14 protein-coding genes are annotated in these 23,912 nt (G+C 62.4%); 8 read left to right on the top strand and 6 right to left on the bottom strand.

The window, feature by feature from the left end:
- Positions 1–3 precede the first annotated feature (3 nt).
- Positions 4–2,418: a penicillin-binding protein 1B gene (gene mrcB, locus AB6O04_RS05165; RefSeq protein WP_368562728.1), complete on the bottom strand. Its 2,415-nt coding sequence runs from the start codon at positions 2,416–2,418 to the stop codon at positions 4–6.
- A 95-nt stretch (positions 2,419–2,513) separates the two neighbouring features.
- Here mrcB and AB6O04_RS05160 point away from each other — a divergent pair, with 95 nt between their 5' ends.
- Positions 2,514–4,640 (top strand): glycosyltransferase, encoded by a 2,127-nt coding sequence (locus AB6O04_RS05160; RefSeq protein WP_368562727.1) that lies wholly within the window; start codon positions 2,514–2,516, stop codon positions 4,638–4,640.
- A gap of 218 nt (positions 4,641–4,858) precedes the next feature.
- Here AB6O04_RS05160 and AB6O04_RS05155 read toward each other — a convergent pair whose 3' ends face one another.
- Both AB6O04_RS05155 and AB6O04_RS05150 read right to left on the bottom strand, forming a co-directional pair.
- On the bottom strand, positions 4,859–6,460 hold the full coding sequence (locus tag AB6O04_RS05155; RefSeq protein WP_368562725.1) for a hypothetical protein: 1,602 nt from the start codon (positions 6,458–6,460) through the stop codon (positions 4,859–4,861).
- Between the two features lie 180 nt (positions 6,461–6,640).
- Positions 6,641–8,800 carry a bifunctional (p)ppGpp synthetase/guanosine-3',5'-bis(diphosphate) 3'-pyrophosphohydrolase gene (locus AB6O04_RS05150; RefSeq protein WP_368562724.1) on the bottom strand — a complete coding sequence of 720 codons (2,160 nt, stop codon included), beginning with the start codon at positions 8,798–8,800 and terminating at the stop codon, positions 6,641–6,643.
- Positions 8,801–8,874: 74 nt separating this feature from the next.
- Between AB6O04_RS05150 and AB6O04_RS05145 the strand changes: the two genes are divergently transcribed.
- Together AB6O04_RS05145 and AB6O04_RS05140 are read left to right on the top strand one after the other, a co-directional pair.
- Positions 8,875–9,384 (top strand): hypothetical protein, encoded by a 510-nt coding sequence (locus tag AB6O04_RS05145; RefSeq protein ID WP_368562722.1) that lies wholly within the window; start codon positions 8,875–8,877, stop codon positions 9,382–9,384.
- A 29-nt stretch (positions 9,385–9,413) separates the two neighbouring features.
- Positions 9,414–9,887, top strand: a complete 474-nt coding sequence (locus AB6O04_RS05140; RefSeq protein ID WP_368562720.1) for a hypothetical protein — start codon at positions 9,414–9,416, stop codon at positions 9,885–9,887.
- 19 nt (positions 9,888–9,906) lie between these two features.
- Here AB6O04_RS05140 and hrpA read toward each other — a convergent pair whose 3' ends face one another.
- Positions 9,907–14,046, bottom strand: a complete 4,140-nt coding sequence (gene hrpA / locus AB6O04_RS05135; RefSeq protein WP_368562719.1) for an ATP-dependent RNA helicase HrpA — start codon at positions 14,044–14,046, stop codon at positions 9,907–9,909.
- A 103-nt stretch (positions 14,047–14,149) separates the two neighbouring features.
- Between hrpA and AB6O04_RS05130 the strand changes: the two genes are divergently transcribed.
- From AB6O04_RS05130 to AB6O04_RS05120, 3 genes are all read left to right on the top strand, one after another.
- Positions 14,150–14,689, top strand: coding sequence for a Dps family protein (locus tag AB6O04_RS05130; protein WP_368562717.1), 540 nt, complete (start codon positions 14,150–14,152; stop codon positions 14,687–14,689).
- Positions 14,690–15,449: 760 nt separating this feature from the next.
- Positions 15,450–17,246: a DNA helicase RecQ gene (gene recQ / locus AB6O04_RS05125; RefSeq protein WP_368562715.1), complete on the top strand. Its 1,797-nt coding sequence runs from the start codon at positions 15,450–15,452 to the stop codon at positions 17,244–17,246.
- A gap of 142 nt (positions 17,247–17,388) precedes the next feature.
- Complete coding sequence (locus tag AB6O04_RS05120; protein WP_368562714.1) at positions 17,389–17,823, top strand: hypothetical protein; 435 nt, start codon at positions 17,389–17,391, stop codon at positions 17,821–17,823.
- 366 nt (positions 17,824–18,189) lie between these two features.
- Here the strand turns inward: AB6O04_RS05120 and AB6O04_RS05115 are convergent, their stop codons facing one another.
- Together AB6O04_RS05115 and bglX are read right to left on the bottom strand one after the other, a co-directional pair.
- Complete coding sequence (locus tag AB6O04_RS05115; RefSeq protein WP_368562713.1) at positions 18,190–19,362, bottom strand: MFS transporter; 1,173 nt, start codon at positions 19,360–19,362, stop codon at positions 18,190–18,192.
- Positions 19,363–19,406: 44 nt separating this feature from the next.
- The gene (bglX, locus tag AB6O04_RS05110; RefSeq protein ID WP_368562711.1) at positions 19,407–21,587 is read right to left on the bottom strand and encodes a beta-glucosidase BglX; all 2,181 of its coding nucleotides are present in this window, start codon (positions 21,585–21,587) and stop codon (positions 19,407–19,409) included.
- Between the two features lie 192 nt (positions 21,588–21,779).
- Between bglX and AB6O04_RS05105 the strand changes: the two genes are divergently transcribed.
- Positions 21,780–22,148 (top strand): VOC family protein, encoded by a 369-nt coding sequence (locus AB6O04_RS05105; protein ID WP_368562710.1) that lies wholly within the window; start codon positions 21,780–21,782, stop codon positions 22,146–22,148.
- 628 nt (positions 22,149–22,776) lie between these two features.
- A complete protein-coding gene (locus tag AB6O04_RS05100; RefSeq protein ID WP_368562709.1) occupies positions 22,777–23,544 on the top strand; it encodes a hypothetical protein in 768 nt (255 codons plus the stop codon).
- The last annotated feature ends 368 nt before the right edge of the window (positions 23,545–23,912 follow it).

Genomic DNA, 23,912 nt, shown 5'->3' with positions numbered 1-23,912 from the left:
AGCTTACGGTTGTTGTTGCGGCTGCGGTTGCGGTTGCGTTGAAGGCTCGACCGGTGGAGGGGATTCTTCTTTCTTGTCCAAGCCAAACCAGCTACGCCAGCCGCCCTCCTGCTCTTCTTCCGGCACCGGCATCTCGATAATGCACGGCGCATAAGCAGGCGCATAACCGGTCACGAAAGGCAGGCGCCGCGCGCCAGGGCAGTCAGGATCGGTGGTGTTGGAGTCGATTACCCACTGCCAGTCCAGGCCCTTGTTGGAAACTCTCAGCGGCGCGCTGGGCAGTCGGCTGAAGATACCCGACCATACGCGCATGGCGCCGGTGGCGCCGGCAAGACCGGTTTGTTCGTTCTGGTCGTTGCCCATCCACACTACCGCCAAGTGATCACCCGTATAGCCGGCGTACCAACTGTCGCGGCCATCGTTGCTGGTGCCGGTCTTACCCGCCGATTGCAATCGGCCCAGACCGTCGTTCAGCAGCTGTCGCCCGGTGCCGTTACTGACCACCTGCTGCAGGGCGATGCTGATCAAGTTGGCGGCTATCGAGTCGCCCTCCTGCGCAGGCGCAGGCGTCTTGTCGTAGCGCTTCAACAGCTTTCCGTTAGGATCCAGCACACCGCGCACGGCGTGCAGCGGCTGAATCTCTCCGCCAGAAGCGAGGAACTGATAGAGCTGGGCCATGGCATAAGGACTCTGGTCGGTCGCTCCCAGAATCAACGCGGGGTTCGGATCGGCCTTGATGCCGGCCAGTACCCGGATGAGGTCGGCAAGCCGCTCCGGATCCACCTTCATGCCGATGCGTACGGTGGCTTGGTTATAGGAACGCGCCAACGCGTCGACCAGCCGCACCGTGCCGTGGCTGCGCCGGTCGGAATTGGTGGGCGTCCAGCGGCGGTTCTTGCCCAGCTGCACCGTCACCGGAGAGTCGTCCACCCACGTTGCCAACGAATAAGTATCCGGCTGCGCCAAAGCCAGCAGGTACACGAAGGGCTTCAGCAGCGAACCCACCGGCCGTTGCGCTTCGACCGCGCGGTTGAAGCCATGTACCGAGACATCGCGGCCACCGACCACGGCCAGCACATCGCCGTCGTGCACATCGGTCAGCACCAGTCCGGCCTGCAATGGCGCGCGACGGTTGTTTCCCAGTGACTTGATCGTGCGCGTCACCGCGCCTTCGGCGTAGGCCTGGGCGGACGGCGACATGCCGGTTAGCACGGACAGGCCGGCGCCCTGCAGGGCACTCTCCGGATAATCTCGCGCCAACTGACGACGCACCAGGCCGACATAGGCGGGGAAGCGATTCGCCGCGGCCATGCCCGGCGTCTTGGTGACGCCCAGCGGCGCGGCCAAGGCACGCTTGTATTCGGCATCCTCGATCAGGCCGGTTTCGTGCAGCTTGGCCAGCGCGTAATCGCGGCGCTCCTTGGCTCGCTCGGGATTCCTGCGCGGGTCGTAATACGACGGTCCTTTGACGATACCGATCAACAGTGCGATCTGTTCCGTCGACAAGGAATCCAGGTCACGGCCGAACCAGAATTCCGCACCTGCCGAAACGCCATGGATCGCCTGGCTGCCACGCTGACCTAGATAAACCTGATTGAAGTAGGCCTCCAGGATGGTGCGTTTGTCGTAGCGCGCCTCCAGGATCAACGCATACAGGATTTCGTTGAACTTGCGGCTGGGCGTCACTTCCTTGCCGATTCCCAGCAATCCGCTGCGCGCCAATTGCTGTGTCAGCGTGCTGGCGCCCTGACGGGTTTCGCCGCCGGACCGCACCGCGACCCAGATGGCGCGCGCGATGCCGCTGAGGTCGATGCCGTGGTGCCGGCTGAAATCGCGGTCTTCCACTGCCTGCAAGCCGGTGACCAGCAGCTCCGGCACCTCCTCCAGGCGGACCAACCGGCGTTCTTCCTGCTTCTGGCCATACAAGGTGGCGATGCGTGCGGGGTCCAGCCGCGCTGCCTTGAGGTTCTGCTTGCTCTTCACGTCGCGCACGCTGGCGACCTGGCCGCCCGACAACGCTACCTGCAACTGACGCGGAGCTACCTTGCCGTCCACGTCGATGAAGCCGCGGCTGGAGATCGTGAAGCGGTTGCCGTCGCGCGCATACGTGCCGGGCTTGCTGCCGGTGCCGTCATCGAAGTACGACGCGGCATCCAGCTCGGTCTTCAGCGTCCTCGCATCCATCGCCATGCGCGGCGCTAACTGCAACGGACGCGCATAGACGCGGGTTGGAATTTGCCAACGCAGTTCACCGAACCGCTCGGTCACCTGATGGTTCAGGTACAACGTATAGGGGATCAGAAACCCCAGCCCCAGACCGACTGCCGCCAGTCCCCAGGTCAATAGCCGCTGGCGCCAGAATGGCGCGGCCGGCTGCTCGTCGTCGTGGTTGTCTTCGTCGTAGTCGTTGTGGGCCACAGGGGATGCGACAATGGGAATTCAGGCGAGTCTAACGCAGCCGCTCCGATGCGGCCCGGCCTGAACACCTTTTGCTCAGCTGGAGTTGCAACGGAATGTCGATGTCCCTGGCCGATGTACGCTTTCTGTTCGATCGCGTGCGGGGCCTGATTCGTCGCGGCTCGGCCAGCCTGCGCATGCGCGGCTGGCGCGCCACCTGGGACCGCGTCCAGCGGCAGTTCCGGCGCGCGCCTCCCCCTGCCCTGGAGCCGCTGTACTTCCCTGCGCGGAGGCCTTTCACCCCTTTCGCGGTGCCATTCAGCGAGTCCGCCACTGCCAGCATCATCATCCCGGTCTACAACCAGGCGGATCACACGCTGAACTGCCTGTGGGCGTTGGCGGAACATCCGCCGGCCACGAGCTGCGAGATCATCGTGGTGGATGATGGTTCATCGGACGAAACGGTGCGATGGCTGCCGCAAATCGTCGGACTGAGATATCACCGGCGTACGGAGAACGGCGGCTTCATCGCCGCCTGCAATGACGGCGCTTTGTTGGCCCATGGCCGCTTCCTGGTATTCCTCAACAACGACACAGTCCCGCAGCCGGGCTGGCTGGATGCGCTGCTGGATACCTTCCATGCGCATCCGGAGGCTGGCTTGGCCGGTGCGCAACTGCTCTATCCGGATGGGCGTTTGCAGGAAGCTGGCGGCGTGGTGTTCTCGGATGGTTCGGCCTGGAACTACGGGCGCCTGGAATCGCCGGAAGATCCACGCTTCGCGAGCTTGCGTGACGCGGATTACTGCTCGGGCGCGGCGATTGCAATTCCTACCGCTTTGTTTCGCGGCATTGGCGGCTTCGACTCGCGCTACGCGCCGGCATACTACGAAGATACCGATCTGGCGTTCGCCGTGCGTGCGCTCGGCAAGCGCGTTCTCTACCAGCCTCGCGCCCGGGTCGTACATCTGGAAGGCATCACCTCAGGCACCGACACCAGCAGCGGCATCAAGGCATACCAGGTACGCAACCGCTCGATTTTTGCGCAAAAGTGGCAGCAAGCACTGGCGCATCACCTGCCACGCCAAGTACTGCCTTCGCCAACGAATCTGCACGCGAAACAAAGGCAGATACTGATCATTGATGCGACGGTCCCGCAGCCGGACCGGGATTCGGGATCGCTCCGGTTGATGAACCTGCTGCGCCTGCTGATCGAGCAAGGCGCGCATGTGGTGTTCCTGGCCGCTCACGGCTATCGCGACGGCGATTACCCTGCCGCACTGCAAGCGATAGGCGTGGAGACCTGGTTCAAGCCCCACATTGGCAGTGCGACGGCGTGGATGGGCGAACATGGGGCGCGGTTCGACGCGGTCATGCTGTCACGGCACCATATCGCCAACGAGTTCCTGCCATTGGTCCGGCGCCACGCGCCGAGTGCGCGCGTAATCTTCGATACCGTCGACCTGCACTATCTGCGCGAGTCTCGCGGAGCCGATCTCGCGCGCAACACCGCACTGAAACGATCCGCGGAAAGGACACGCGAAAAAGAACTGCAGTTGATCCATGGCAGCGACATCACGTTGGTGGTCAGTCCGCTGGAAAAGCAACTGCTGGCAGATGATGCACCTGACGCACGCGTGGAGATCCTTTCCAACCTGCACGAAGTTGCCGGCAACGGCGGCAGCTACGCGCAACGCAAGGACCTGGTCTTCGTCGGCGGATTTCACCATCCGCCCAATACCGACGCCGTGCGATGGTTCGGCGAGCAAGTCTTTCCGCTCATTCGGCGACGCCTGCCTGAAGTGCGCTTCCATTGCATCGGCAGCGATCCGCCGGAGGCGATCACCGCGCTTGGCGAGCAAGCAGGCATACAGATCCATGGCCACGTTCCCGATTTGTCGCCGTATATGGATGACGTCCGGATAGCCATCGCGCCGCTGCGTTTCGGGGCGGGGGTGAAAGGAAAGGTCAATCTGAGCATGGCGCATGGCCAGCCTGTGGTGGCGACGTCTTGCGCGGTCGAAGGCATGTATCTGCGCGACGGAGTGGATGTACTCGTAGCTGACGAATCACAGGCCTTCGCGGACGCGGTGGTTCGCCTGTATCAGGATGAAGTTTTGTGGAATCACCTAGCGGCTAATGGACTGGAGAATATTCGCCAACACTTTTCGCTGGATGCAGCGCGCGACGTGGTGAAGCGGGTTTTCTTTTCGTCCACCGTAGTGAATCAAAGTGGAGTCATGTAGAGCCGAGTTTGCTCGGCTGCTCTTCGATCCTGACGTGACGTACTAAGAGCAGCGGAGCAAGCTCCGCTCTACGAAACGCCTTCAAACGGCTATTCATTGACGCTTGCCGTTGCGACGGCCTTGTTGCTACTGACTTTGGAACGATCGCGGGGCGCAGCTCCGCTCTACGAAACCGTATCGTGGGAGCGGCCTCGTTGCTATCGACGCCTGGCGCTCCGTTAATTCCCGCCCGCCTGCGCGGTACGCACACGAACCGCGAAATCAGCCACGCCAGGCGCGTATGCATCCAACGTTTGAGCTTCCCGCAACGCATTGGCAGCGAAGTTCACGTCACCCGCTCCCAGCCGCTCATTGCCTACGGCGACCCATTTCTCCGCTAATCGCCTGCGTGTTCCGGCCAACCTGGGATCGCGTGGCTGCAGCGTCTGCCATGCCTGTTGGCAGGCCTGCGCCCGCCGAACCCGGTTGTCGCGCAGTTCGTCCTCGAAGCATCGTTGCACGCCCGGCAACAGACGCGCGGCGGCCTGCCTGACAGCACCATTGCCCGGCGCCAACGCCTGCGCCGCACGCAACTTGTCGTAAGCGCTCTCGCCCGGCGGCGAAAGCCAATCGCCTCGCTCCTCAGCCTGGGCCATTTCCGCCAGCAGGGTTTGTACTCGGCGCTCACGCTCATGGGGAGATGCCGGGGAACCCAACCGCGCCTGCGATTGCCGCGCTCGCGACAGGTGCTGTTCCGCTTCTTTGACGGCCGGCGACTGCGGGGCGATTGCAATGGCCTTGTCCAGAGCCACTCGTGCCTGGTCGAAATCGAAATCCGCCGCTTTGCGGCTGGCGTCCTGTGCGTAGGCAGCCGCGATGCGCTCAATGCCCTGCCTGGCCGCCGCGTCGTCCGGCTTAGCCTCGATCACGGCCTGGTAACCCGTCAGCGCCTCCTCTCGACGCCCGCTACGTAAGTCCTTGTCTGCTTGCTGCCGCCGCTGTTCCAGCGTACTGGCGAGCGTGGCCTGCGCTTCGGGCAGATCGGCGTGCCCCGCATCGAAGCGACGGGCCTGCGCGATCAGTTCGGCGGCCTGAGTCACATCGCCCGCCTTGAGCCGCTCTTCGGCCCGTTTAAGCAGATCAGACAGTGCGTCCTCGCGGCCTTCCAAGGCTTCGGTCTGATTGGATTCCAGTTCCAGCACCCGCTGATACAACGGCAATGCTGCTGCCGGGTCCGGGCCATCGGGCTTGGCGGCCGCCTGCGCGTCCTGGGCTTGTTGCAGCAACGCGTCAACGCCGCCGCTCTGGGACTCCTTCTCTTTCGTCCGCAGCTGTTCGGCGGCGAGGTTGATATTCGCGCGCGGCACCTGCAGGTCGCGCGCCAGCTCCAGATACTGGTGGGCTTCCTCCAACCGGTTTTCGCGGGTGGCGGCCTGCGCCTGTTGCAGCGCCGCATAACCGACCCGCACCAGGCCGGTACGCGCCTCGATCCGATCCGAGTCCAGCGCTTGAGCGGCCTCGAAACGTTCGCGCGCGCCGCTACCGTCTTCGGCGGTCAGGCGACCTCGCTTCAGCGCAGCTTCCGCGTCGTCCAGCAGGCGCTGCACGCGGGTGTCGGGCCACAAGGCCTCAGCCAGTGGCTGGCGGAAAACGGCCAGCGCGACGGCAAGCGCCACCAAAGCAAGTGCAGCCCACGGCCATATGCGTCGCCGCTCCTGCCAATCCGGTGGAGGATCCTCCGGCGGCTCTCGCCCATCGGCACGAAATTCCACCTCGTCCCAGCGCAAGACTGGGTCGATACGACCTTTCTGCCCTTCGCCGTCAGGTTCGCGCTCTCGCATCTCTCAAAGCATACCTCAGAGCGTGTTATGGCCTTTGGGGTGAGTGCGAAGGTGTCCGTCGCGGTGCCAGGCAAGGCGTGCGCCGCCGGGCAAGCCGGCCGTGTGGCCAAGGCGCAACAGAGCATGGCGCCGCGATAGGCACCTTCCCGAAGGGTCTCATCCCAAAGGCCATAACACGCTCTAGCCTGAACGTCGCGCGTCTTCCACCCCGGGCAGGGCGTCCAGCTTGCCCAGCAGCGTGGACAGCTGGCCGAAATCCGAGACCCGCAGGCGTAACCGCAGATGCACCCGGCCGCTGCCGGCGACGTTGTTGCTGTTGATATCCAGCACGTTGGCGTCTTCCTGGGCGATCAACGTGGTTACGTCCTTGAGCAGCCATTTGCGGTCGATGGCGGCAATCTGCACGTCGACCTCGTAGCCGCCACCGGACTGCCCCCATTCCACCGGCAGCACGCGCTGCGGGTTGGCCGCTGCCAGGCGCGCGAATGCAGCGCAGTGGCTGCGATGCACGGTGACGCCGCGTCCGCGGGTCAGGTAGCCGGCGATGGGTTCACCAGGAACCGGCTGGCAGCACCGTGCCAGTTGCACCAACAGATTGCCGACCCCTTGCACGGTGAACTTGGATTTCGACACCGGCGGCGGCCGCTTGGGAGGACGGCGTTGCGGCAGACCCGAGGGTGGTGGCGCCTGCGTCTGTGCGCGCTGCTCTTCATGCAGTGCACGGCCGATCTGATTCGGCCCCACATCGCCCAGTGCCACTTGGATATACAGATCGTCCACGCTCTCGGCGTGGAATTTCTTCGCCATCGGCTGCAGATCAGCGTGATGCAGGCCAATGCGCCTGAGTTCGCGTTCCAGCAGTTCCCGGCCGGCTTGCACGTTGCGTGCGCGGTCCAGTTTGTGGAACCAGGCCCGCACCTTGTCGCGGGACCGTCCGCTGGCCAAGAAACCGTTGGCCGGCAGCAACCAGTCGCGGCGCGGCTCGCCCGTCTTGGACGTCAGTATTTCGACGCGATCCCCGCTGTGGAGTTTGTAATGCAGCGGCACGATGCGGCCATTGACCTTGGCGCCGCGCGTGCGGTGTCCGACCATGGTGTGGACGTGATAAGCGAAATCCAGCACCGTGCCGCCCTGCGGAAGATCGATCACTTCGCCTTTCGGCGTCAGCGTATAGACACGCTCTTCGACCAACTCGGCACCCAGGTCGCCCGCCAACCTCTCATCGCCGTCATGGCCGCTTTCGCCGGCGTTGTCCAGCAACCGTCTCATCCAGGCGATTTTGCGATCGAACGCCTTGTCGGCGCCGCCTTCCTTGTAGCGCCAATGCGCGGCCACGCCCAGTTCGGCCTGGGCGTGCATCTCGTGCGTCCGTATCTGTACCTCCAGCGTTCGGCCTTCCGGGCCGATCACCGCGGTGTGCAGCGAGCGATAGTCGTTCGCCTTGGGACGGGCGATGTAGTCGTCAAATTCACTGGGGATGGGAACCCACAGGGCATGCACGACGCCCAGTGCCGCGTAACAAGCCGCCACATCATCGACTGCGATACGCACCGCCCGCAGGTCGTAGAGCTCATCGAACGATACTTGCTTCTTCTGCATCTTCCGCCAGATGCTGTAGATGTGCTTTGGCCTGCCGCTGATTTCTGCGCGAATGCCCTGCTCGTTCAGCGCATTACGCAATGTCGCCTTCACCGATTCGATATAGCGTTCGCGCCGGATGCGCGTTTCGTGCAGCTGTGCGGCTATCTGGCGGTAGGTCTCGGGTTCCAGATAGCGAAACGCCAGGTCTTCCAGCTCCCATTTCAGCTGCCAGATGCCCAGGCGATTCGCCAACGGCGCGTGGATATCACGGGTGAGCTGCGCCAAACCGCGCCGCTGGCTTTCCGGCAGCCGGTCCGCTTCACGCATGCGTGCAAGTTGCCGCGCCAGCAGGATCGGCACCACACGCAGATCCCTGACGATGGCCAGCAACAATCGGCGCAGACCTTCGGTATTCGCTCCCCGGGATTGCTCCGCGTGCAGCGCCCATACCTGGGCGGCGGCGTTCTGGCCTTCGATCAAACCGGCGATACCCGGATACGTTTTACCGATGAGCTCGGCCAGCTTCTGACGGCAGCGCGGCATGCCGAACAACAGCGCTGCCGCCATCACCTCACCTTCGGCGGAGAGCTCCGCCAAGGTGTCCAAGGTATCGGCCACTACCGACAATGTATCCGGCAGCTCCTCCAGCGCGCCCGATTCGCGCAGCGCTTCTTCCAGCGCGCCGCGGAGCGCAGGCGCGATAGCGCCGGCAGCGGGACGCAGGAGCACGGTGGCGATGTCGGGAGCAGCGGTACTCATGGGGCGCTATGAAGCGGCGGCACAGCGCCGCCAGTTGCGACTACACTACCGGCCAGCCGCCTTCAGGAACAGTCATGAATACGATCCGCTTGTTTCTATTTTCCCTTCTGTTCACCGTCGCGCTTGATGCCTCAGCGCAGGAAAGCGCCACCCAACGCGATCTGCAACAGGCGATGACGGAGGCGGAATTCAAGGCCGCCGGACTCGACAAACTTTCCGCCACCGAGCTCGCCGCGCTCAACGCGTGGCTGCAGCGCAAAGTGATTCAAGAGACCGAAGTAGCTGTGGCTGCGGCAAAGGAAACCACACGCAAGGAAGTGCAGCAGGAGAACCGTGGCTTCTTCGATTTCGGATCCAAAGAGCCGATCGAGAGCAGCATCGCCGGTGAGTTTGCGGGGTTCGCGAAAGGCAGACAGTACACGCTGGCAAACGGCCAGGTGTGGGAGCAGGTCGAGCCGGCCTCGCTGGCGGGCGTGCGCAAATCCAATCCGGCCGTGGTGATCAAACCATCGGTCATCGGCAACAGATGGTTCATGCGGATCGAGGGCTATAACACCGCGGCACCGGTTCGCCGCATCAAATAGGTTATTCGGTTTCCACGACAGGCCCTAACATGCGCATCTTTCTCGCCCTTGCTGCCGCCCTACTCATGCACACTGCCGATGCCCGGGCGGAACGCGATTACGTACCCATCGAAAAGCGCCTGAGTGCGGAGCAGTTGAAAGCCACGGGCCTGGACCAACTATCTTCCACCCAACTGGAACTACTGAACTCGCTGCTGAGCGAAGAACAGAAGACCGTTGTCCAGGCCATCAAGGCCGAAAGCAAAGGACGTCCGTCCGGCAGCTTGCTTGGCGGCGGAACCGAGCCCATCAGCACAGCCTTGAAGGGCGAATTCAAAGGCTGGTCGAAAGGCACGGTCTTTAATCTTGAAAACGGCCAGCGCTGGCGTGTCATCGACGGCGACTACTATGTCGGAAAAGCGGTCGCCTCCCCAAGGGTGCAAGTGACGCCCGGCAAGATAAGTGGCTGGTATCTGAAGGTCGAAGGCCACAACCCCAGCGCAAAAGTGCAACCGCTCGACTGAGCTAAGCGCGAGGGGCTCATTACCCGCGCAGTGCCTGAAGGCGCTGCGCAAGCTTTTTGGGCGATATGCCGGCGCGAGCACCCAGCTCCTGCGCGAAGATCGATACGCGCAGTTCTTCCAGATCCCAACGTAGCGCCTGCCACTCCGGGTCGGCCTGCCTGCCAAGTGCCGCCGAATCTTCCAACGCATCGACGAATGGCTTGATCTCCAGCATGCGTGCCTGGTCTCTGACCGGATCCCGTTTGGCGCGCTCGGCGCGCAGCGACATCGCCTTCAAGTAGCGCGGCAATTGCGCCAAAGCATCCGCCGGCGTCTCACGCAGGAAGCCGGGATGGATCAACGCATCCAACTGCGCGCGCATGTCATCCAGGTTGCCACGCGCCCAACCCATCAGCGGTGACTCCAACTGTGGCTTCACTTCCGCTACGGCCGAGAGGATCGTTTCTGCAAGCTTCAGGCGCTCCATGGCCTCCCCGAACAGCCGTTTGCTGGCATCGTCGCGGCGCTGCTCGAACGCAGCGCGGTCACGGATGTCGCCCAAGCCATCGGCGAGCAGTGCGTTGAGCGCCGCATCCACCAGATCGCCACGCAGCCGTTCCTGCGATTCGATCGCCGCGTACAACAAGCCGGTCTTGGGAGGTATCGGCAATTGCTTGCGCGCCTGCTTGGCTTTGTCGGCCATGGCGAGTTCCAACAGTCGGCGCACACCCTGGGGGTGTGCCGCGTCGGCCTCCGCGCGGTCGGCAAAAACGCGCAGCGCGGCGGAATCTTCCTGATCGACCAATGCGGGATACGCCGGCACGCCCGCTTCGCCGGGTACTTGGACAGGAATTGCGTCCGGTGGGAATTCGCGCAAACCCTCGGCGGCCAATTCACGGCCCGCGCGTGCGGCAAAGGCTTGCCCAGCGCGTTCGCCGAAACGTGCGCGGAGTGCGTCCAAATCACGGGATTCGGCCAGTATGTTGCCGTCGCGTTCCCGCAGCCGGAGATTCATGCGCAGATGCGGTTCCAACGCACTCTCGTCAAAATCGATCGCGGTGACCGCCACGCCGGTAGCGCGTGAAAGGAAACGTGCCAGTTCACCACGGATATCGTCCGCGCTGGGTTGCGGATAGGCCTCAAAGAAGGCGCGCCCGAAATCCGGAGCTGGCACGTAATTGCGCCGCATCGCTTTGGGCAGCGTACGGATCAGACCCGCTGCTTTCTCAGCGATGAAACCAGGTGCCAGCCACGACAAGCGGGCCGGGTCCAGCGCGTTCAACAGGTGAATCGGTACATCCAGAGTCACGCCATCATCCGACGCACCGGGTTCGAACTTGTAGTGCAGTGGCAGCCGTGCGTCGCCCAAAACGAAATACTTGGGGAACCGGTCTTCCTCGCTGCCCTCGCCCGGTAGTAGGTCGGACAGTTGCCATCGCAGCTTCTGGCGCGCTTCCGGCGACAGATTTTTGTACCAGGCGTCCAGCCCAACCGCCGAATGGATGTCGCCCGGGACGCGATCCAGATACCAGCGCGCCTGCCAGTCCTCATCGGCGATCAACCCCGCACGGCGCAGCTTGGCTTCTTCCTCGCGTGCTTGTGCCAGCGTCTTCAGATTGTCGGAAACGAAACTCGCACGCGTGTTGATCTCGCCAGTGACCAACGCCTGTCGCACGAAAATGTCATGCGCTTCGACCGGCGCGATGCGGCCGTAGTGAACCGGCTTCTTAGGCGCCAGCACCAAACCAAACAGGCTAATCTGTTCCGATGCCAGCACGTGCCCTTGCGCGCGTGACCAGTGCGGGTCGAAATGCTTGCGCGCCAGCAGGTGCGGGACTTCAGCGATTACCCAATCCGGCTCGATGGCAGCATTGGTAAGGCCCCACACGCGCTGAGTGTCGAGCAATGTGGCACTAAGCAGCCACGGCGGCGGCTTCTTTGCCAATGCCGAACCGGGGAACACATGGAACCGGCGTTGCCTCGGCGCTTGGAAATCGCCTTTTTCGGTGCGGTGGCCGACCTGTGTCGGGAGGCCGGCTATCAGGGCACGGTGCAGCGCGACATAAGCCGCTTGTCGCTGCTTTTCCGATAGCGTATCGACGGTTCCCGGTTGCTCGTTCCTTCTGGAGACGGGAAGGGTATTGCGCGAGGCTGCGTGTGGATTTGCTTCTGTTTTGATTGCCTTTTGCGCGGAAAGCAAATCCCCCCTGCCCCGCTTTTGCAAAGAGGGGATGTTCCTCTGTCCACTGTTCTTATTTCTTGAGGACGGATTTTCTGTCTCAGGGTTACCAGTGGCAGGCGCGTCCTGCGTCCAGCCTAATTCCTCGCACAACAGCAACAGCTGGCGGTGCAGTTCGCGCCACTCGCGCATGCGCAGGAAGCCAAGGAAGTGGCGTTCGCACCAATCGCGCAATTTCGACTGGGTCAGGTCCTCATGGGCTTGGCGATAGGCGTCCCACAACTTCACGATGCCGAGGAATTCGGAACGCGTATCGGCGAATTTCGCATGCGCGTTGTCGGCGGCTTCGCGCGCTTCAGGCGGACGTTCGCGTGGATCCTGGATGCCGAGGAAGGCGGCAATGACGATCATCTCGCGCAAACAACGATGTTGCTGCGCGGCCACCAGCATGCGGGCCAGTTTGACGTCCACGGGCAGGCGCGCCATTTGCCGGCCGATGGCGGTGAGCTTCCTGTCCTTGTCGATGGCGCCCAGTTCGGCCAGTTGCTGCCAACCGTCAGCGACAGCGCGTTCGTCCGGCGGTTCCAGGAAGGGAAAATCCTCGATCCTTCCCAGTCCCAGTTGGAGCATTCGCAAAATGACGCCCGCCAGACTGGAGCGGCGGATTTCCGGGTCAGTGAACTCCGAGCGCGACTGGAAGTCGGCTTCCGAATACAGCCGGTAACAAATGCCTTCGGCGATGCGGCCGCAGCGGCCTTTGCGTTGGTTGGCACTGGCTTGGGAGACCGGTTCGATATGCAGCCGGTCCAGTTTCTGGCGTGGACTGTAGCGCTTGACGCGCGCGTAGCCCGGATCGACCACGTAGCGGATGCGCGGCACGGTGAGCGAGGTCTCGGCCACGTTGGTCGCCAGCACCAGCCGGCGTTTCGGTCCGGGATTGAACACACGGTCCTGGTCCTTCGCCGACAGCCGCGCATACAGCGGCAGCACTTCGGTCTCGCGATACTTGCGCCGCTCCAACGCCTGATGGACGTCGCGAATCTCGCGCTCGCCGGGCAGGAACATCAGCACGTCGCCGCGCGGATCCAGGCGGGTGATTTCATCGACGGCCGCCACAATGGCATCTTGGGTCGACACAGGATCGGATTCCTTTTCCACCGCTCCGCCGCGCTTGCTGTCGGGCGGCGGAGAAGATTCCGGCCGATCTTCGCCCGGCGGGCGATAGCGCACTTCGACCGGATAGGTGCGGCCTTCCACGCTGATGACCGGCGCGTCGTCGAAATGGCGCGCGAAACGCTCGGTATCGATGGTGGCCGAGGTCACGACCACCTTCAGATCACGACGCTTGCGCAGCAGCTGTTTCAGATAGCCCAGCAGGAAATCGATGTTGAGGCTGCGTTCGTGCGCTTCATCGATGATGATCGTGTCGTAAGCCGACAACCAGCGGTCGCTGGCTATCTCCGCCAGCAGGATGCCATCGGTCATGAACTTGATGCGGGTGTCCTGGCCGACCTGATCGGTGAAGCGCACCTGGTAGCCGACCGCGCCGCCAATCTCCGAATTCAATTCCTCCGCCACCCGGCGCGCCACCGCACGGGCCGCGATGCGGCGTGGCTGCGTGCAACCGATCATGCCGGCCGCGCCACGGCCGGCCGCCAGGCACAGCTTGGGCAACTGGGTGGTCTTGCCGGAGCCTGTTTCGCCGGCGATCACCACCACCGGGTGGCGGCGGATGGCTTCGACAATGCGCTCGCCTTCCCGCGCGATGGGCAGCGACTCGTCCAACGTGATCGCCGGCACCGAGGCGGCCCGCGCCTCGCGTGCTGCGGACGATGCGGCCAGCGCTTGCCCGAATGCGGCGCGCGCGGCAGCATCGCCAGGCTTGGCCTGCCAGCGCGACCACAGGCCATGCAGACGGCCGCGATCACGGCTGAGGGCGCCATCAATGGCGCGCCGGCCGGCGTCCAGATCGGCCGGCGATGGGGTTTCAATAGACTTCATCAATTAGGGGGTTGTGAAACGTTCGATTACACAAGATGGTTTAGCTTGGCTATTGTGAACCCAACGGATGACCCGACCTATACCCCTGAAGGAGAGTGCCTGTATGGCTAAGACCAAAACCAAGACAAAAAGCAAACCCACCCCGCTGGTTCAGGCGGCCACTTCGCCGAACATCGATATCGGGATCAGTACGCCGGATCGCAAGAAGATCGCCGAAGGACTGTCGCGCTTCCTGGCTGACGCCTACACCTTGTACCTGAAGACCCACAACTTCCATTGGAACGTGACCGGGCCGATGTTCAATTCGCTGCACACCATGTTCGAAACCCAGTACACCGAGCAATGGACAGCCTTGGACGAGATCGCCGAACGCATCCGCGCGCTGGGCTACAACGCGCCAGGTTCCTATGGCGAGTTCGTGAAGTTGTCCTCTATCCAGGAAGAGCCCGGCGCCACCGGCGTGCCGGCCTGGCAAGGCATGGTCCAGCAGCTGGTCACCGGCAACGAAGCTGTCTGCCGCACGGCCCGCAAGGTCCTGCAAGTGGCTGACGAGGCCGGCGATGATCCGTCGGTGGATCTGCTGACGCAGCGCCTGCAGACGCACGAGAAGTACGCCTGGATGTTGCGTTCGCTGCTGGAGTGAATGCTCTCGCTTTCACCCCCGAAAAACGCCCGGCTTGAGTCGGGCGTTTTTTTGTATTGGCACTGGAGATTCTCTTCCTTGAAAGTACAAAGCATCGGCGCACGTTTGTGCGCTGGCGCGGACGGCTCATTGGTGCTGACGGCTTACGCGCTTGCAGCGGGCGTCACTTTTCTTTGCTCGTGCAAAGAACAAGTAACCAAAAGAAACACGCCCCAGGCGGCGCGCCCCTTCGGGGTCCGCAATCGGGCCGGGATTTTCGGAAGGCACATCCATGTGCCTGCCGAAAACGACGCACATCCTGTGCGCCGCCCCTGCGGGGTTTTACCCGTCCCGCTTGCCGCACCTAGACGGGGCCCCGAAGATCAAAAGCCAATGCCAAAGCCACAGCAACTGCACGAGCAAAGGCAAAAATGCAGATGCCTTGCCTTTCGCTCTTGCTCTCGCTGCTGCCCTTCGCTTTTCGGGGTCCCCTTTAAGGCGCGGTGGCGCCGGTGGGTACAACCCCTTGGGGCGCCGCGCACGACGCGCGGCGTTTTCGGCAGGTACATGGATGTGCCTTCCGAAAATTCCCGCCGGCGACACGTACCCCGAAGGGGCGCGCTGCCAGGGGTGGCCTTCTTTTGGTTACTTTTCTTGGCCACACAAGAAAAGTGACGCCCGCTGCAAGCGCGGAAACCGCCCGTTCAGATCATCTATCCGAAAGCCTCCGCTACGACGAAACCCGAAGCAAAAACAGGCACTAGCCTGCTACCCTATCCCCATGTCAGAACTCCCTCAGGACCTGCTGCAGCGGGTCTTCGGCTACACGCAATTCCGCGGCCCCCAGCAAGCCATCGTCGAACACCTGGTCGCCGGCAACGACGCCTTGGTGCTGATGCCCACCGGCGGCGGCAAATCCCTTTGCTATCAGGTGCCTGCACTGCTGCGCGACGGCGTTGGCATTGTGATATCGCCGCTGATCGCACTGATGCAGGACCAGGTGGAAGCCCTCCGCCAAGTCGGCGTGCGCGCCGAATTCCTGAATTCATCGCTGGACGCGGAATCTGCGGCTCGAGTGGAGCAAGCGCTACTGCGCGGCGAGCTTGACCTGCTGTACGTGGCGCCGGAGCGATTGCTGACCAACCGCTTCCTGTCCCTGCTGGAACGCAGCCGCATCGCTTTGTTCGCCATCGACGAAGCCCATTGCGTATCCGCGTGGGGTCATGATTTCCGCCGCGAATACCTGGAACTGACGATCCTGCACGAGCGCTGGCCTGACGTGCCGCGCATCGCCTTGACCGCGACCGCCGACCCGCCCACCCAGCGCGAGATCGCCGAACGGCTCAACCTGACCGAAGCGCGTCGTTTCGTCAGCTCCTTCGATCGGCCCAATATCCGTTACACCGTGGTGCAGAAGGACAACAGCAAGCGCCAGCTGCGCGATTTCCTGCAAACCCACCGCGGCGAGGCGGGCATCGTCTACTGCCTGTCGCGCAAGCGCGTGGACCAGACGGCGGAATTCTTGGCGGAACAAGGCTTCAATGCCCTGCCGTATCACGCGGGGCTGGATGCAAAGGTCCGCGCGCACAACCAGCGCCGCTTTCTGCGCGAAGACGGCATCGTCATGGTCGCCACCATCGCTTTCGGCATGGGCATCGACAAGCCGGATGTCCGGTTCGTGGCGCATACCGATCTGCCCAAGTCGCTTGAGGGCTATTACCAGGAAACCGGCCGCGCGGGCCGTGATGGCGAAGCCGCCGACGCATGGTTGTGCTATGGATTGGGCGACGTGGTGCTGCTGAAGCAAATGATCGAGCAGTCCGAAGCCGGCGAAGAACGCAAACGACTGGAGCGCAAAAAGCTTGACCAACTGCTGGGCTATTGCGAATCGATGCAATGCCGCCGGCAGGTACTGCTGGCTGGCTTCGGCGAGGCCTACGCGCATCAGTGCGGCAACTGCGACAACTGCCTGTCGCCGGCACAGACCTGGGACGCCACGCTGGCCGCCCAAAAAGCCCTGAGCTGCGTCTACCGCAGCGGGCAGCGCTTCGGCGTGCAGCACATCATCGATGTGCTGCGCGGCAGCGATGGCGAACGCATCAAACAATGCGGTCACGACCAGCTGACCACCTACGGCATCGGCAAAGACTTGGACGCCAGAACCTGGCGTAGCGTATTCCGCCAACTGGTGGCTTCCGGCTTGTTGGAAGTCGACGCCGAAGGCTACGGTGGCCTGCGCCTTACCGAAGCCAGCCGCTCGCTGCTGCGTGGCGAACGCACGTTGCATCTACGGCAGGAATCCCAGGAGAAGCGTGAACGCGAGCGCGGCCCCCGCAGCGGCGTTGCGGTGCCATCGAACGACCTGCCGGTATTCCAGGCGCTGCGCGAGCTGCGGGCGCAACTGGCACGCGAACAGAACGTGCCCGCCTACGTCATCTTCCACGACAGCACGCTGCGCAACATCGCCGAACACCGCCCCTCTAGCCTGGGCGATCTGGCCCGCGTCGGCGGCATCGGCGGTACCAAGCTGGCCCGCTACGGGCAGCAGGTGCTGGACGCCGTACAAGGCGCCGGCTGAAGTTGTTGCAGGAGCGCTTGCAAGGCGCTTTTCCAGGAGTTCCCGTCAAGGCGATGAACCCATCAGCCCGCGTTCAAACGCCGGTTGGTAGCTTTCGATGCATCGCGCACGCGTTAACGCGCCCTCCTGCATCGAGACCGTCATGAAAACCTTGCCCCTCGCGCTGCTGGTCGCCCTCACCGCGTCGCCGGCCTGGGCGCAATCGGAGGCCGAAAAGCTGGACCTGACGCTGCCGCGCGAGGCGGTGCCTTATACGGCGGATCCGCCCGGCACCTACTACGGCGACAAAAGTGGGCCGCCTCTGGCGACAGTGGCCGATGACGGCGAGCGCGACCCCTGCGTCATCATGCACAACGACCGCGACGGCGATGGCGTGACCGGCAGCTTCACCACCGGCATCGGCTATAGCAAAGGCTACGGCCGCAGCACGTATAACGCGGCCACGATCAATCTTTGCAAATCCTACAACAACGATAACGGCGATGCCCGCACGTTCAATCTGAACATCCACGTCGACCGTTCAGATGGGCCTGGCTTCTATGGCCCCTATCCCGGTTACTACGGGCCCCATCGCTAAGCCTATGTAGAGCGGAGCTTTGCCCCGCAACGGCGCCGAGTCAGTAGCAATGAGGCCGTCGCAACGGCAAGCAAAAACGGCTGCGAGCTTCTCGTAGAGCGGAGCTTGCTCCGCTGCTTTTTGCCTGACGCACACGCTGATCGATGGGGAGGCGAAGAGCAGCCGAGCAAGTTCGGCTCCAGAAGGCATGGATCAACTCCTTGTGGGAGCGACGTGAGTCGCGACCGGAAAACATCAGCGTCATGACCGTCGCTCCCACACAAGTCAGTGCATGCGCGTAGAGCTGAGCTTGCTCCGCTGCCTTGGCATTTTCTGCACGACCCAATAGAAGAGCAGCCGAGCAAGCTCAGATCTACAAGGCGCACATCATCGCGTCACTGCGCGCGCAGTCATCGCGACCGCCACCAACAACGCGGCCAGCAATCCCAGTGCAAACGACAGCGTGGTGGCCTTGGCGACAAAGCCCAACAACGCCGGCCCCAGCAGGACTCCGGCATACCCCATCGTGGTGATCGCCGCGACCGCCAGATGGGTGGGCATTACCTGCTGACGACCCGCCGCCGAAAACATCACCGGCACCACATTGGACGCGCCGGCTCCCACCAAGCCGAAGCCTATGATCGACAGCACCCACGACGGCGCGAGAATCGCCAGCAGGAATCCTGAAGCGGCCAGCAGCGCACCGAACAGCACCACCCGCGTGGCGCCCAAACGATGCACTACGCAGTCGCCAGTCAGCCGACCCAGCGTCATCGTGGCGGCGAAGGCGACGTAGCCGAACCCCGCCGTTGCCGGGTCGACGTTACGTACGGCGGTCAGGAATACCGCGCTCCAATCCAGCACCGCGCCTTCGGCCAGGAACAGCGCGAAGCAAATGGCTCCTATCAACAGAACACTTCCACGCGGCAACACGAACGCGGGCGCACCGCTTTCGGCCGCATAGGGCAGCAGCGCCTTTGCGATGGCGGCCAGCGCCACCGCCGCCAGCAGTGCCACCACCACGGCGGCCACCAGCGGCGAGGAGCCCAACGCCATCAATGCAGATGCGCCACCCGCACCAGCAATGCCACCGACGCTGTACATGCCATGGAATCCGGACATCATCGCGCGGTGTGCGGAACGCTCCACGATCACGGCCTGGATATTCATCACGACATCGAAGATGCCGATTCCCGCCCCGAAGATCAGCAGTGCCAACGCCATTCCCAGCATCGTCGGGGCAATGGCGAGGAACGGCAGTGCGATACAGAACATGGCGCCCATGCACAACAACACCCTGCGACAGCCGAAGCGTGCTGCCAATCCGCCTGCCAACGGCATGCCGGCGACCGATCCAATGCCCAGACACAGGAGCAGCAAGCCGAGCTGGGCGTCATCGACGTGTAGCCGCTGCCGTGCATAAGGAATCAGCGGCGCCCAGGCGGACACCGCCAGGCCCGCAATGAGGAACGCTATCCGTGTGGAGAACTGCTCGCGCGCTCCTGGCGCGGTTCCTGCCTTGTGACCGCTGAAATGCGGTGTCGAACGATGCTCTTCCAAAAGACCAACTCTCGCGTATGCAAAACGGACCGGACGCGCGGGCGCTACGGCGCCAGGAGTTCGAACGCCACCGCTTCACCGGCGGCCGACGAAGGCGCTATCCAGGCATCGAACCATCCGGGTTCTGCGATTGGCTGGTTGTCTGTTCCGTAGAAAACGAAGTCCTGTCGCGACAACGTGAACACCACGTCGTGCGATTCTCCCGCTGCCAGCGTTATTTTCTCGAACCGCTTCAGCTCGCGCACGGGCCGCACGCGGCTGGCGACACGGTCGCGGATGTACAGCTGCACGACTTCCTCACCATCGCGATTGCCGGCATTGGTAATGCGGGCACGCAATGTCAGCGTGCCATCCCACGTGAGTTGCTCGTCGCTGAGTGCAGGCCGGTCGTACTCGAACCGGGTGTAGCTCAAGCCGTGGCCGAACGGGAACAGCGCCGTATGCGTAACCTCGCGCCAGCGAGTCTGGAAAAATCGCGGCTGACCCGGCGTGTTGGGGCGACCCGTGCTGGGATGGTTGTAGTAGAACGGCTGCTGCCCCGCATCCTGCGGAAAACTGACAGGCAATTTTGCCGAAGGGTTGTAGTCGCCAAAAACGACGTCCGCTACGGCCGGGCCCGTCTGCGTGCCCAGAAACCAGGTAACCAGAATCGCCTGCGCATCGCGGACAGCACCGGTCAGCGCCAAGGCACGACCATTGCGCAGCAGTACCACGACGGGCTTGCCGACGGTAGCGACAGCTTCCGCCAATGCCTGTTGCGCAGGGGGAATGATGATCTGCGTGCGCGACTGCGCTTCGCCGCTGAAATCGGAAGGCTCGCCGATCGCCAGCAGCACCACGTCGGCCTGGCGCGCGGCTTCCACTGCCGCTTCGATGCCGCCTTCGACGGGTGCTTCGAAATCGCAGCCCTGGGCCACCATCAACAGATCGGGATCGGTCATTGCAGCGCGCAGGCCGGTTTCCAGATCGATCTCGCGCGCTTTGTCGCCGAAGATGTTCCAACAACCGCCAAGATTGCTGCGATCACTGGCGAACGGTCCGATCAAGGCGATGCGCTGGCCTGACTTCTTCAACGGCAGCACTTCGCCTTCGTTTTTCAACAACACGATGGAACGGCGCGAACAGTCGCGCGCCAGCGCATCGTGGTCCGCGAGGTGCGACGTATCCTGTTCACGCTGCGGATCCAGTGAACGATACGGATTCTCGAACAAACCAATCGCTGCCTTGACGGCCAGCACCCGTCTCACGGCTTCGTCTACCACCGCCATCGGTACTTCACCACGCTCCACCAGGTCGGCCATATGCGCGGCGTACAAGCCGCTCTGCAGGCTCATATCCAAACCGGAAACCAACGCCTTCTTCGCTGCGTCGGCCTCGTCCTCGGCAAAACCATGAGCGATCAGTTCGAAGTCGGAGGTGTAATCGGACACAACGAAACCGCGGAAGCCCCATTCGTCCCGAAGGACATCGGTCAACAACTCGCGGTTGGCCGAAGCCGGCACACCGTTGATGTCGTTGAACGAGCTCATCAAAGTCAATGCGCCCGCTTCGATAGCGGCCTTGAACGGTGGCAGGTGCACTTCGCGCAGCGTCTGCGGCGAGATATCCACCTGGTTGTAGTCCAGCCCTGCCGCGACCGCCCCATAGGCGGCGAAATGCTTGGGGGTGGCCAGCAGCGAATCCGGTGCAGTCAGATCGTCGCCCTGGAATCCCCGCACCCGCGCCGCGGCAAAGACGTTGGACAGATGCACGTCTTCGCCGGAGGTTTCAGCCACCCGGCCCCAGCGCTGGTCGCGGGCCACATCGACCATCGGCGCGAAGGTCCAGTGGATGCCCGCGGCAGTGGCCTCGACGGCGGTGGCGCGAGCGGTGCGTTCGGCCAGGTCCGGCTCGAAACTCGCCGCCTCGCCCAGCGGAATCGGGAACACGGTCCGCATGCCGTGGATCACGTCGGCAGCCAGCAGCAACGGAATGCCCAAACGGCTTTCTTCCACTGCGATGCGCTGGGCCTCACGCCCCTCAGCCGCCCCCACCCCGTTGAACAACGCCCCGACCCTACCGGCACGAATCTGCTGACGCACCTGCTCCGCATCGCGTGCAAAGGTTTCCGGGTTCACCTCGAACGCGAACGGGCGCAGCGCATCGGCGAACGCGCCCAGCTGGCCGATTTTTTCCTCCAGCGTCATCCGTGAAATCAGGCCTTGGATCCGGTCCTGATGAGGCATGAGTAGCTCCCGGGGATGCGGCAAAGAATAGGAAGGCCATTATGAAAACGTTTACATTGACGGTCAAACGGAGAACAGCAGCGCCTATTCGTTCCGCCACTGGTACGCCAATGGTCCGCGCATGACGCGAACCTTTCTTCGGTCAACGTTCTCCCGTCAGACTATGCCGCATCTCTTTCCCAGAAACCCAGCATGAGCAATGCCGAAAACCATCACCGCATCGACTATGTGGAGTTCAAGGTCGCCTCGATTGCCGCTGCCAAGGCGTTCTACGGCCAAGCGTTCGGCTGGACCTTCCAAGATTACGGTCCCGATTATTGCGAATTCCGTGATGGTCGCCTGACAGGCGGCTTCGCCCATGGCGAACCCAATCCCGGCGGCGCGCTGATGGTCATCTATTCGACTGACCTGGAAGCCACTCTTGAGCGAATCGAAGCGGTTGGCGGTGCCATCGCGCAACCCATCTTCGCTTTCCCCGGTGGCCGCCGATTCCACTTCCGCGATCAGGACGGGTATGAATTGGCAGTGTGGTCTGACAATGAAGTCGTTCGGCAGACATGATGGAACCGGCCGGCACAGATGGTGATGTGATGATTCGTTGAACCAGCGAGCCGTTATCTAACGATCCATACTTTCTGCTAGATCATCCAGGCGAACGTCGCCTTGGGTCGGCCAAACTCTCGTGCGGAATGCCGAATCATTGCCACGGGCATGGGAATGAAGAAACTCATGATTCGCTCATTGGAAACAGTAAACGCTATCGCTTATTCCTGACTGTCGCGTGGCTCACACTTGCGGGTTTCTTCGCGCTCACGTCGGCGGAACGACTGTATCGCCAGCGCTCCAGCAGAGTTTCCGATCGGCTTGTTTCGTTCTAGTTGGCGCGGTTTGACCAAATGTTTTAAAGCTACCGACGAAATTCGAACTCTTGTTATCTACAGGCGCCACTGACGTCGTGGATATTCCTCTTGGATTTCGTTTTTACCCCATTGTCGTAGGGATTTGCGCCGTCACGCTGCTATCACTTACATTAATGCGGCCGGGAGAAAAGCTAGTTTCTGCAGCTCCCTTGGCGAAAAGCGCTCCAGAAAGATTGCAAACCTTGCAACCGCCTGATCAATATATGACACCTTTATGACGTGTCCGTCACCCAGCCTTGCGGACGACAGGTCTTCCCTCAGGAGGTCATATGTACGTCGCGACGGGCTACCGGGCCTATTCGATCCCCTACCTCGCTCCTCGTTGCATGCGGCTCGCGCGGAATTTTTTGATTCTTCCGGATCGTTTGCATCGATGGACTGTCGCAGTCGTGATCGGTGTGATCGGGATCTTGATCACCTGCTTCGTCAGGTATGCGTATGTGGAAAAGCACAACCTGACGAATAGCTTCTTCTATGACCGCCTGCAGTTTTCGTTCGTCGATGGAGGCTTTCCCGAAACCTTCGGTTACGGCTTGGAGCTGGCGGCGTGCGTCTTGTTTGCCATGTTCGCCTGGACGCGCCGCAAACGGCATTGGTACGCCTGCGCAGCGATCTTGCTGCTGACGTTTGTCGACGACGCGTTCGGGCTGCATGAAACGATTGGCGCGATGTTGACAGCGGAATTCGGCTTGTCGCCAGTGGCCGGCGAGGTGATCGGATTCGCTTCATTGGGATTATTATCGGCGGCACTCTGGCTCGCCGGCGCACGCCTGATTCGCGACGAGGACGACTGGCTTCCCTATCTCGTTTTCACCGCCTATCTAGGAATACTGGTTTTCTTTGGCGTCGGCGTGGATGTCGTGCATGGAACGGTGGCAAAGAATGCGTCGCAAACGTTGCTGACCTTGATTGAAGATGGCGGCGAACTCGCTACCACTGCCCTCATCAGTCTGTCGGCATTCGGGATGTGGCTGCAGCCCAAGCGTGCCATGATGGCCAGCAATTTGCCGATCAGTTCTGCATTGCCGAATCCTTGAACGCAGAGACCTGACTGATTCGACGTGCGCGATTGCCGAGAATAGTGAAGTTTGCCGTTCTGTTCGATATCGAAAGATAAAGACACCGGGCATTGCATACGACAGCTGCGCGGTGAACTAATGCGCCAGCGTTTCCGGCTTCTTCAAACCTTTGGCGATGAACTTGGCGCTTAACTTTGATTGGTGGGTCGTGAAAGATTCGAACCTTCGACCAAAAGATTAAAAGTCTGGCGATTTTTGCCGTGGTAACAAGCACTTAGCCTGGCGAATTTTTCCGAAATCACCCCGTGAAACCCGCTTTTAGCCAAACGGGCTGGGCTTATTTTTCCGACCGTTCTGCGCCGACGCTGGTCGGTTTGCCCCTTTGC

This window comes from Pseudoxanthomonas sp. UTMC 1351 (genome assembly GCF_040948865.1).
Classification (GTDB): domain Bacteria; phylum Pseudomonadota; class Gammaproteobacteria; order Xanthomonadales; family Xanthomonadaceae; genus Pseudoxanthomonas_A.
The sequence above is the reverse complement of the archived record's forward strand: the minus strand, read 5'-3'. Positions and strand labels throughout refer to the sequence as shown.